At 42.3% G+C, this 12,169-nt stretch carries 7 protein-coding genes and 1 pseudogene; 1 reads left to right on the top strand and 7 read right to left on the bottom strand.

Annotated elements, in window-relative coordinates; genetic code table 11:
- Positions 1-96 precede the first annotated feature (96 nt).
- Entirely contained in the window at positions 97-327 is a 231-nt protein-coding gene (locus M0413_RS15205) for a hypothetical protein (RefSeq protein ID WP_249554812.1), read from the bottom strand.
- Between the two features lie 108 nt (positions 328-435).
- Positions 436-1,080, bottom strand: a complete 645-nt coding sequence (locus tag M0413_RS15200; RefSeq protein WP_502957301.1) for an RHS repeat domain-containing protein — start codon at positions 1,078-1,080, stop codon at positions 436-438.
- On the opposite strand from M0413_RS15200, the pseudogene M0413_RS15195 reads away from it, so the two are divergent.
- Positions 1,050-1,238 (top strand): annotated as a pseudogene (locus tag M0413_RS15195) (IS481 family transposase); the annotation flags it as partial. The gene M0413_RS15200 and the pseudogene M0413_RS15195 sit on opposite strands and share 31 nt — an antisense overlap.
- A 34-nt stretch (positions 1,239-1,272) precedes the next feature.
- On the opposite strand, the gene M0413_RS15190 reads toward M0413_RS15195, so the two are convergent.
- The 5 genes from M0413_RS15190 to glmS form a co-directional block, all read right to left on the bottom strand.
- Positions 1,273-1,734 carry a hypothetical protein gene (locus tag M0413_RS15190; RefSeq protein ID WP_249554810.1) on the bottom strand — a complete coding sequence of 154 codons (462 nt, stop codon included), beginning with the start codon at positions 1,732-1,734 and terminating at the stop codon, positions 1,273-1,275.
- Positions 1,731-8,270, bottom strand: coding sequence for an FG-GAP-like repeat-containing protein (locus M0413_RS15185; RefSeq protein ID WP_249554808.1), 6,540 nt, complete (start codon positions 8,268-8,270; stop codon positions 1,731-1,733). The genes M0413_RS15190 and M0413_RS15185 overlap by 4 nt, the downstream gene beginning before the upstream one ends.
- Before the next feature lie 231 nt (positions 8,271-8,501).
- Complete coding sequence (locus M0413_RS15180; RefSeq protein ID WP_249554806.1) at positions 8,502-8,846, bottom strand: hypothetical protein; 345 nt, start codon at positions 8,844-8,846, stop codon at positions 8,502-8,504.
- A gap of 651 nt (positions 8,847-9,497) precedes the next feature.
- On the bottom strand, positions 9,498-10,004 hold the full coding sequence (locus M0413_RS15175; protein WP_249554804.1) for a hypothetical protein: 507 nt from the start codon (positions 10,002-10,004) through the stop codon (positions 9,498-9,500).
- Between the two features lie 307 nt (positions 10,005-10,311).
- Positions 10,312-12,141, bottom strand: a complete 1,830-nt coding sequence (gene glmS / locus M0413_RS15170; RefSeq protein WP_220056899.1) for a glutamine--fructose-6-phosphate transaminase (isomerizing) — start codon at positions 12,139-12,141, stop codon at positions 10,312-10,314.
- Positions 12,142-12,169 lie beyond the last annotated feature (28 nt).

Below are 12,169 nucleotides of genomic sequence, written 5' to 3'. Positions count from 1 at the left end.
AGGCTTTGAACAAGCTTACAGGGCTAGGCATGCCTGTAACTTACCGTGTAGTTTGATATTTAGACGATTATGAGGGGCTTTGTTCGCTGAATCGATTTAGGAAACAAAGCCCCAAGCAATCGCAATTTTATCAAACACATCTGCTGGTATTTCAGCGTCCAGCCTTCCGAAAAATTTACCTTCAGCATTCGACTCATAAATTATTTTGAAATCAATAGGATTGGTTATTTCAATAACAGCGGGATTGTCATTATCCTTGTCGAAGGTAATTTCTTGATAAAGCCCAAACAGCTCATTTTCTTGATAAATCCACTCTTTGGTACTCATATATCAATACCTCACTAATCGATTTTTTATGAGTGTAACACCAATTTATCAAAGAGAATTGTCATCGATACAATAGCCTCTTTTTCGCGTTACCAAAACATGGCCAACTTAATTCATTTTGCAATTTTTCTTTAGCTGAGATGTAGTATAGGTCAAATTCGAAGTCGCTAGTGCAGTAAAGCCGATACTGCAAGGTCCACAAAATGCAGTCGTCACTATACCCACTGCCGCTACAGTTAATGACGTTAAGGTTTGACTATTAGCAATAAATCTATGGGTATGATGAGATAATGCAGCACCTTCAATTCCACCACCAAGGAATCCAGCAAGCTTAGTTAGTGAATCAAAGAAATACCCTCTCGGATCTGTCATCGACATGGGGTTGTTACGCACATAGGCATAACGGTTATAACTTTGCGAATCCAATGGCGCCTGAATATTCGGATCCGCCTGCAAGAATCGGCCTAAGGTTGGGTCGTAGATCCGTTCACTCATGTGAATAATATCTAAGTCCTTAATATGCTTATGACCTGTATAGCCTCTATCCGTGGGTTCACTGTAAGTGAAATTAGCCAATAAGCTCTCAAGGTACACGGTGCTGCGCTTGCCCCAGGGATCATAAATCGCCTGCGATACCACAGTACCACTGGCATTGGTGGTGGCAATCACAGAGCCCTGATGGTCTTTGTGCAGATAGAAGGTATCGTTTGACCCATTGACCCTACTACAACTGGGAGAGGCCTCATAGCGCACACCATGGGAAAACACCCATGGAGCGATACTTCGAAATGGCTGAGCAAACGCCTTATTCTGAAGAGGTTCAGGAGCTTTATGAACCAGCAAAAGAACCCCTTCAAGAACAAAACTACAGGCTTGAATTGGAGCTGAGAAGATTGAAACGATCTCTATGAATCACACACTCAGCAAGCAATCCTATTAAATCCTCTATCTCGCCAAACGCTCTTCAGAAAATATCTGCTGCTGAAAAAACTCAAAACCTGTCCCTTTCTTTAATAGCAAAACTTCTAAAACAGTAGATTCGTATATATTCAAATCATTCTTAACATCATCAACTACAGGTAATAAATCATCGTATAAATACTTTAGCCGAAGCACTTTATATGGCTTGTGATTCTCAACTCTACAAGCTACAAAAGATTGATAATCTTCACTCCTGTCAGAAAATGTGCCAACACTTCCATGAGTAAAAAGAATGTCACTAATGTCTTTCCCTTCGTGCAGGTATGCTCTATCAATATCTTTTGGAAGTTTAACTTGAGCAACATCTTCAAACTTTACAGCGCAAACTCTCACTTGCTCCTCATATTTTGAGGTCGAAGCTATTGCTAAATTTTTACTAGAACAAGACATAAGCCCTATAGTAAAAACCACTAGTAAGTATTTCATGGCTGTATAACTCTTGATGGATTAGTTCCAAATTGACCAATATGCGAACAGCTCCTATATTCACACACACCTATTCGAACATTACCAGCAGTGCCAACACCAAGATAAAGTGGTAGCTTTGATTGGGATACCCAAACTGAGTCTCCGCCGTTAATGTTGTTTGAAAAGTTGTTAAGTTTATTTGAGAACATTAAACTGCCACTTGGATGAGTATGATACCCGGCAACTCCATAAAACCCTACGCCCACGGCCCCTTGTTCACCAACTACCGGAGATGTATAACTGAAGAACTTCCCATCTTGAGTAATATTCCCCCCAACTTCAAGACCGTATTTGTCTGACAATGGCGCTGTGACACTTAAAACTTCTTTGGCAGCATCATCCGCAGTTTTGAATTTCCTCTTAGAGCTTAATGTACCATTTATTTCTAAATCTCTAAGCTCTTTTTCAAATGCTTTAACATCACCTTTGACAGTTTGTTGGGAGTTTGTCTGCGATACATCGGCCTCAGACCTAAAATCCCCCTTAAAACCTGCTTCTACAATAGTAGCAAAAGCCGCACTAGTTGCACCATTAGCAAACTTTCCGCCTGTAATATTGGAAACTGTTCCCCCTATAACCGCAGACGCGAGTATTCGCAATGGAACATTACCAATACCTCCCGCCGCACCACTAGCCCCAGCAGCTATAAATCCATGCCCAAAATTCCCACCTTGAACTCTTGATGCTAAGCCACCAATTATTCCTCTTGCTAAGAACGCGCCCGGACTAAACCCTCCGGGAGATATCGCTCCGACAAATGCTCCGATTAATGCACCTTTAAGACTACCTGTTACCGCGTAAGTTACTGCCGCATTAAAAGCCGCACTGCACCATACTTGGCAGCCGGGTATAAAATTTAATGCAACACTGATAATAGTGGAGAGCCATTTAACTTTACCTATAGCCTTAAACAAAGCTTTAAAGAAATATCCACTCGGATCGGTATAACTCAGTGGGTTATTCAATACATAGCTATAACGGTTGTAGTTCTGGCTATTCATCGGGGCCTGAATATGCGGATCAGCTTGCAAGAACCTGCCCAATGTTGGGTCGTAAATCCGCCCCCCCATATGGATAATATCTAAGTCCTTAATATGCTTATGACCTGTATAGCCTCTATCCGTGGGTTCACTGTAAGTGAAATTAGCTAATACACTCGTCAAATATACCGCTGTACGCTTGCCCCAAGGATCGTAAATGGCTTGCGATACCACTGTGCCACTGGCATTAGTGGTTGCAATCACAGAGCCCTGATGGTCTTTGTGCAGATAGAAGGTATCGTTTGAACCATTGCTGCGCTGGGTAAAAATGATATCACCGACATAGAACTTATGTTCGGTTAGTGTGCCAGCGCCGCCGGTGCGATAGACCTTTTCATAATTACCTAAATAGGTGGTTTGGTAGGTAACGCTTTTACCATTTTCGACAAAGCTATCTGATTTATAAATCAGTTCACGTTCCGGCCCATATTGCATAGTTGAGCTACTGCCCGACTTAACGATAAGTGTCGCCATGTCAAAGCTGCCGTAGGTGAAGGTACGTGTTCCATCTGTTTTTGTATTGCCATTGGCATCATAGGTCATGTGATACGCACTTTGAGGGCGAGAAGTGCAAGTTTGCCCTGATAATGTGTATCCCACGGGACAACTATAAACTGGAGAAGCGGTGCTAACGGTGTAGCATTTAGAACCCACAACCGTATACCCGTAAGGGCATACAGATAAAGTAGCTGGTTTAGGACATGAGCCACCAATACAATCCTCTGGAGGAACAAATGCTGCCTTACTAAGGGAACTTGTCGTTCCTCCTCCAGAAAAATCATAGTTGCACATATTACCAACTAAGTAATGATTAGGAGGACAAATATACTGGGGCGATTGCCAAGCCTCACTAGCATAAACTAACTTTTCACATGGCCCATTAATGCTTTGTTTACTGTATCCTTCTGGGCACTGAGCTGTTGCTGCAACAGTATTGACGTTACAACCGCTACCTTGACAAATATCGATAAGACGATGGGGGTTATTTTTATCATAATAATAAGAACCGACTCCGGTTTTAAACTTGATATTGCCCCAGTCATCATAATCGAAATTTTGATAATCTTTAAAATTCGTGGGAAGTACTGTACTTCCTGATGTAATGCTAATAGAGCGATCTTCGAGTCGATTAGTCAGAATATCGTAACCATAGGTTTCGGTGAATTCGCTATTGCTGCCGGGCGATGCGCCATACTTGCTCCAACGACTTGACACATTGCCGATATCATCGTGGGTTACTTCGGTATAAACGAGTGGTAGGTTTGCAGCCGATTTAACATCGACACTCGATAACCAACCTGTGTTCTCTGCAAAATCCGCCGTTGTGGTGACATTATTGCCATAAGTCACTTTATCTACTTGACCACGGGCCGTCATAGAGTCGACCCGCTTTAACAAGGCATTCGTGGCATTATTGCGAATCTCTGATAGGTAACCCGAACCGTTATAAACGTTCTTCACCGCAAAGGCGGTAGTGCCCATCGGATAAGTAGTCACAAAGGGACGACTATAGCTATCGTAGGTTTGACTCTGAGTGTAAGTTACCCCATTGATTAAGGTTGATGTGGATTTAACTAACCCATCAGGATAATAAGTGAAGCTATTTTTATAAGTTGGGCTGCCTGATGCACAAGTTGCATTAACTCCTTCATATTTTTCAGTAGAAAGTAAACGGCCTTTATCACTGCTGATACCGTAATTCCAGCACAAAGTACCTTCATTTAGCTCATAACTGCGGATCTTACGACCCAACTTGTCATAGCTAAAAGTAAAAGTATGATTTCTAGCGGTGGTTTGAGTGTATAACTCACCGAAGGCATTATAGGTATAGTGCCAGAGCCCCTTTGAAGGGTCATTAGTGGTTAGTTTTCTTCCCCAGTCATCATAGGTTACGGCTACGGTATAAGTTGTACCTTCGCCTGTTGTGACAGTCTCTGTCACATTACCTTGGGCGTCATAGGTAAACGTCACTGTGTTACCCGTAGCATCTAAGGTGTACGCCGTTTCACCAAAACCATTCTGATAGGTACTGCTTTGCACGCCGAGCTCATTCAGGGTGCGGCTTTCAAATCCATACAGATAATTTTTTACCGTCGCGCCATTAGGTTTAGTCACGACTTGTGGTCGATTTAATTCATCATAAGCAAATTCAGTATAAACGCTGGAATTGGGTTCATAGACTCGATATTCACGCCCTTGCGAGTCATATTGTTTAATGACTTTATTCCAAGTACCGTCAAAACTGGTCTTTTGAGCGACAACTTCTCGACCCCACTTGTCAAAATAGACTTCTTCGGTTGGATTGCCTGTTAAGGTAGTTCTGACAAAATAGTATGCATTATTAGGGCAACTGCTACAGAATGCCTGAGTCACTGTTGTTGTCTTAGCATCTGGATGATCGATTGATTTTAAACGCCCTAAATCATCAAAATATTCAATTTTAGCGACATTGTTTGCATCGGTCGTTTTGATGGATTTAATTACACCGGACACTGCATCAGCATCTAGATTGTTGTATAGGAAGCTAGTTCTAAACCCAAGTGCATCATCGGTATATTTAAGATAACGCCCTTTAGCACCATAGTTACTTGTTGTTGTGCGGGTAATACTTGAATCCGTCGCCGTGCTATACCCAGTAACAGAAACCGAGGTTTTATTACCCCAAGTATCGTAGCCATACACAGTCGTTAGTTTAGTAGCGGCTTGATTAGGCGACAGAATACTAGATTTAAGCATCAAATCAGGATAGTAATCAAAGGTGGTTTCCCTAACATGGGTTTTAGGATCGCCCGTTCGCGTTTTTATCACTGTGGCAGTAGCCAAACGTCCAAAGCGCTCCCAATCACCAGTGCCATAAGTATTGGTGTTCGTCGTTGTAAGCGTATCATTGGAGTATTCATCCGAAACAGTGACCTCACTTTCGAGCAAATTTCCCCAGCTATCATATTGGTTTGTAGTATTGGTTACGCTCGTTAAGGTACTGACAAGATTGCTGTCTAATACGTAACTTTCTTCTTCTGATGAGGCGATATAGGGCCATACGCCGCCATTAGCCGTTGCTAGCACATCGAGCGTATTGACTGCGCGTGAGAGTAATTGACCTTCTCGAGACTGAATCGTTTCCACAGGCATACCCGCCTGAGCATAATCATTGCTGCCATGCGCCTGACTATAACGGGTTTCAGTAATGACCTTGGTTTGATTATCAATGGTGCGTAGCATTTGAAAGCCAAGGGAACCACGCCCTTGTTTATGTACAAGAAAACCACCATATTGATAATTGACCGAAACTTTATCATTTACACCAAGGTTACTCTCCGTCTCTACTCGGCTAACCAATTGCATCCCTGAGTGTGGTGAGAAGGTATTGGTTGTTGCATCGGCATCTGAAGCATTAGTCACGTAAACGGCAGCATTCGTCATTGGCTGATAGGTTATTTGCGTCTTAACGCCAAAGCCATTCGTAATAGTATTAATGGCATATTCTTTAATATTTTTACGGTTATAATATTGCTTCCAACTGCTCCCCGTTGACGTTAATAAATTAAGTTTCCCATCACCAGTAGTGTCACCAAATCGAACTGTAGCATTGGCATCAAATGCCATGACTCCACGATATTCAAAATTTACTTTGTCCCCAATTGTGACAGGGCGAGAGAAATAAATACTCCAACTTGATGTTGAGGTTGCATGCAATACATCTGCACGTCCATCACCATTAAGATCGACGAATTGATTTAGATATTTTTTTGTACTTGAGGTTGTTAGGCCCGCGTCTCTTGAAGCTAAAAATTGCACGCCATCAGATAGTCGATACCACCATTTATCGCTACTGACATACAGCAAATCACTTAAGCCATCACCATTAAGATCGGCTACACGTAACGTGTCATCATATTTTCCAAGAGTTTGTTGCAAATTGAGTTGTGGATTAAGAAGAGTTCCAGTAGAAACAAAAAGTAAATGATTCGTTGACGTCTCCGTTTTCCAAGTACCCATCAAATCAATCCTACATTCAATAGGATCACTGACATATCTGTCTAATCTTCCCCCAACATAACAACCTGAAACTGTTGTTGTCACCTTCATGACTAAGTCAGAACGACCATCACCATTGACATCAACCGCACTGGCAGACTTCATATCGGCAGTTTGAGTTTGTATGCCGAAATTAAGATCAGTTGATGATACTGTATCGGTAAAAGTATAAAGTGTCTTATTTGCAGTAAAAGTTCCATTGCCATTATTTATATGTGCTTTAATGAAATTACCTGCACTAAAGACAATATCCTCATGCCCATCACCATTCACATCCATCACCTGGGCGCCATTTTCAAGACCAGTTGCAAGTATGCCAAGGTTTTTCAGTGTATAATTCAACTGTCTAATATGATCTTCGCAGGGCTCTCCTTTAAGGCATACTTGATATTCTTGTGTACTAGACTGGAATGAGAGAGCATGCCAATTAGTTGTAGCAGAATTGGCAACCAGTAAGTCTCTAACACCATCACCGTTATAGTCGATATTAAGCGCATATTCTTTCTTGGAAGCACCTGTTGAAGCCATTGTTTGGGCGGCACCGAAATTCGGTCCTAACTTTACATTCCAATTACTTCCATTGACATAGATAAGGTCTTGATAGCCATCTCCATTGATATCAAAAACTTGGGAGGTTGACACATTTGAAGATCCACTACCAATCGTCGAATAATTTTCAAACGGCTTATAATTCGTATCGACAGGGATTAATTCACAATAACCCGTCTCAGAGTCACATACATTTTTCATTTGACTGGTTGATAACGCAGGCCGTTGCCAGTTAAAGCTGGTTTTTGGTAAACAGTTGGCCATATCAGCATCATTATCAGGGCACTCTTGAACTGATGTGAGTAATGTACGCTCTTCAATAAAATTGCTATTTTCATAGGTTAAAAAATAAGACCGAAAAATACTGCCATCCACCGAAGCATCAATACGCTTGAGTATTTTTTTATGCCTTGCAACAGCGCCGGCTTGGTAACCTAAAAAACCCTTATTGTAGTCGTCATACTCAAATTTGATCTGATTAGCGGCAGTACTGTCACCCAACTTTACTGAATATTGGATATTATCAATATAAAATGAGCCTTCTGCTTTTGAGTTAAGATAATTAAAAAGAATATAGTTATTTTTAACATCCTTAATCACCTTTACTGCCCAAGTCTTAGCCAGTCCAGTTTTATTACTCGGCTCAACATATGCGTCTGCTTGGTTTGTTGCAACTAAACCAGATAGTTGTGGATTTCCGTAATAGTAGATTTCACCCGCTTTAGTCTGGACTTCAAAATAATCAGGACCCGTTGCTTCAGTTCCACCCATAGCGGTGATAACTGAAAAGTCATCAATTGCTTTTATATAAGTTGAATAGGGGGCGCCATAGCTACCAGACAGTAAAATTAACCGCTGTCCATCCAAACAAAAGCGATCACTGCTAGTAAAGTTTACCCCTGTGATAGCATTGCTATCGAATACGATGCCCCCCCACTTTCGTCAACACGAAACTCTCCAGAGGACAAACCTACAACCTCTGAATGCACTGGACTGCTTGTACCAAATAGCAATATGAGCGCAGCGAATAAACGGCGACGATGACTAGACATGAGGCATCCTTACTTTCACGTAAATTAGGTATTAAATATTTGCAACTTAAAATGGGTTTAGTGTCACATTGATATCATCAATGCAGTCACTGAGCTGAAAGACAAAAACGGTACTTCCCGCACCACTTTCAACTTCTTTTTGAGCTAATGGGAATTGTTGCCCACTACTTAGACTTGAAACGATTAATTCACCAATGTTGGCTCCAGCTAATTCATAATCAACAGAAATAGCAACCTCCCCAGAATAGGGACAACCATCAAAACTGGTATTTTGGAGTATTTGGAACGGTAAGGAGGATGAGTCTGCTGCTTGCACTGAAAATGTCAGCAAAGACAAGGCTAAAGTAATACTCGGTGCGAGTATGCGATTTGAAAATGCCATTTCTAACATGCGAAAATCCATTTTTTAGTTATTATTCGAGCTAAAACTCGAATAACCTACATCAAAATAAACTTTTTCGCAACATTTTTACAACCTTATAGTGCTTATCAATATGGTCTTGGTGACTATGTCTAATACTAGTATTAACCGGTAACTCTTTTGACAACTACCCTCATTGCTAACTTTAGGATATTTTGGCGTTAGAAAAAGCCGCGAGTCAGAGAACTTGCGGCCTTAGTATGATTCTTTAATACTGAGTATGAGTTTTTATTACTTAGTATGAGACTTTATTACTCTCCCACATAGGTGTAGGAGAGGAATAAAGTTTCATACTAAGCAGTCAAGTAACCCTGTTTGTACCGTTTTAAATGATACTCACCCAGAAATAAAGATTCATACTAATTCCTACTACAAAGTCTGAGTCACGCTACAACTGAGTAATAAAGTATCATACTGGTTGTCTTGGGCATCCACAGAGAGAGCGGTCCCATTCAAACACGTTTCTGGACAGAAGTGAGTCAGTGCTTTCGCCAAATTAATAAATTATGGATTAATTCAGGTATGGCAAACTAACTGGCAAAAGAGAAGGCCTGCCCCCACCTCTGTAGCACCAGAATTAAGCTGCGCCGAAAAGTAGAGGCGTCGGTCTTAAATGAATTGTTATTTATCGTCTTCGGCATCAGTTATTAATCGCGAAGGATTTATTGGCTTCATCGAGTAGTCCATCCATAGCAAATCATTCGGATACTTTTGAACTATCCAGAAGTATATTTGCTCTAATGTTGGTGAGCGTGCTTTCAATGCTTCAAACTCCTGAATGCTCTTGTCGCTTGGAGGGTGAACTGATATATAAGATTCCGGCGTTCCTGGGTTAATACGGTATCTTGTTGTTTTTACTTTTTTTTTGTAATAGCCAATTGCGCCAGGATTGGATAGGTAAGCTTTGGGATGGTCGTTGTTATGGTATTGCTTGAGCGTAAAATTAAGAGTATAGGTATTATGACAAGTTTTTCTTTGGTTTGGCTGAGCGAATGTGATTAGTTTGTTGCTTATTATATAAGAGTAAATTTTATACGCTAGTTCGCTGGTTATCATCAGGCTCGAGACTCTGAAATATCCTGTTTGAGCCTCGGCCGCTTCTTTTGTTCTAAATAGGACTTTCTTCAAAATGTTCATCCCTAATGGTCATTTGGGCAAAATAAAATGAATCGATAACGTTACAGTATTCACTGTTGTGTCAATATTAAATTTTGATTAATAGGCTATCACTTCGCAAAACATTTCGGATAGATCTCAGATCACTATTGGGGCAGAACTTTCTTAGAGCCATAGCATCCGTAATCAAAAAAGGCAGCGTACCGATTGGAGAACGCCGCCTTATAGTATGACACTTTAATACTTAGTATGAATCTTTATTACTTGGTATGAAACTTTATTCTACTCACACAATAGGCGGTTTTTTATTGCTTCCGATTTATTCCACCGTCACCGATTTAGCGAGGTTTCGTGGTTGATCCACATCGGTGCCCTTAATTAAGGCAACGTGATAGGACAGCAACTGTAGTGGGATGGTGTAAATCAGCGGTGCCATAAAGATATCACAGTGTGGAACCGGGATAACCTTCATAGTCTCGTCAGATTCAAATTCCGCATCCACATCGGCAAACACATACATTAAACCACCACGGGCACGCACTTCTTCAACGTTAGATTTCAGCTTTTCTAACAGTTCGTTGTTTGGCGCCACCACGATGACGGGCATGTCGGCATCAATCAAGGCCAGTGGGCCATGCTTCAGCTCGCCAGAAGCATATGCCTCTGCATGGATGTAGGAGATCTCTTTAAGTTTTAGCGCGCCTTCCATCGCTATCGGGTATTGATCGCCACGGCCAAGGAATAAGGCATGGTGTTTGTCGGCAAAGTCTTCCGCCAATTCAGCAATCGCATCATCTAAGCCTAATGCTTGCTCCACTTTGGCAGGCATAGACTGTAGGCTTTGGGTGATCTCGGCCTGCATTTGCTCCGACATGCCATTATGGCGACCGATCACCGCAGTCAGCATTAATAAACCCGCTAATTGCACGGTAAAGGCTTTAGTTGAAGCAACGCCAATTTCGGCGCCTGCTTTCATCATGTACGCCATGTCAGACTCACGAACTAAGGAAGAGCCAGGCGCGTTACAGATGGTCAGTGTCGCCTTATAACCCATTTCTTTGGCTAGGCGCATCGCTGCAAGCGTATCGGCAGTTTCACCGGATTGAGAAATGGTCACCAACAGGCTGTTAGGGAACAAATGTGACTTGCGGTAGCGGAATTCGGAGGCGATTTCGACATTACAAGAAACGCCAGCCCAATCCTCTAACCAATAACGCGCCGCCATACCCGCATGATAGCTAGTACCACAGGCAATGATTTGTACGTGCTTGATATCTTTTAAGAACTCAGCAGCATTATCACCAAAAGCCGTGTCGAGCACTTGCTTGTTAGCGATGCGACCTTCGATAGTGCGTGTCAGTGCCAATGGCTGCTCATAAATCTCTTTGAGCATATAGTGGCGATATTCACCTTTGTCACCGGCATCGTGGGTGATTTCTGATTCTTTAACTTCGCGCTCAACTTTATTGCCATGCACATCGAAAATGCTCACGGTACGACGAGTCACTTCAGCCACGTCACCTTCTTCTAAAAACGCGAAAGAACGGGTCACAGGCAGCAGCGCCAATTGATCAGACGCGACAAAGTTTTCACCTAAACCAAAACCAATCACCAGAGGGCTACCTGAACGCGCAACGACCATGCGCTCGCTATCACGGCGGTCAATCACCACAGTACCATAAGCGCCTTCGAGTTGTTTCACCGTGGCTTGCACCGCGGCCAGTAAAGTGTCGTTAGATTTCAATTCATGGTGAACTAGGTGGCAAATCACTTCGGTGTCGGTATCAGAGCTAAAGTGATAGCCCAGCTCTTTAAGCATTTCGCGCAGTTTATGATGGTTTTCGATAATGCCATTGTGCACCACGGCAATATCGCCTTCAGATAAATGTGGGTGAGCATTGCGCTCGCTTGGCTCACCATGGGTCGCCCAACGAGTATGAGCAATACCAGTGCCGCCCGCTAACGGGTCGGTTTCGAGTGCGGCAGAAAGCTCCTGTACTTTACCCACGCGGCGAGTGCGATTGAGTTCGCCATTGTGGATCACGGCAACACCTGCGGAGTCATATCCACGATATTCTAAACGACGTAAACCTTCGACCAGAATTTCGGCCACATCCCTTTGCGCCACGGCGCCAACGATTCCGCACATAGTTTTTACCTATAAAATGAAAAATAAA

It is taken from the genome of Shewanella sp. 8A, from assembly GCF_023475945.1.
GTDB lineage: Bacteria > Pseudomonadota > Gammaproteobacteria > Enterobacterales > Shewanellaceae > Shewanella > Shewanella xiamenensis.
The sequence above is the reverse complement of the archived record's forward strand: the minus strand, read 5'-3'. Positions and strand labels throughout refer to the sequence as shown.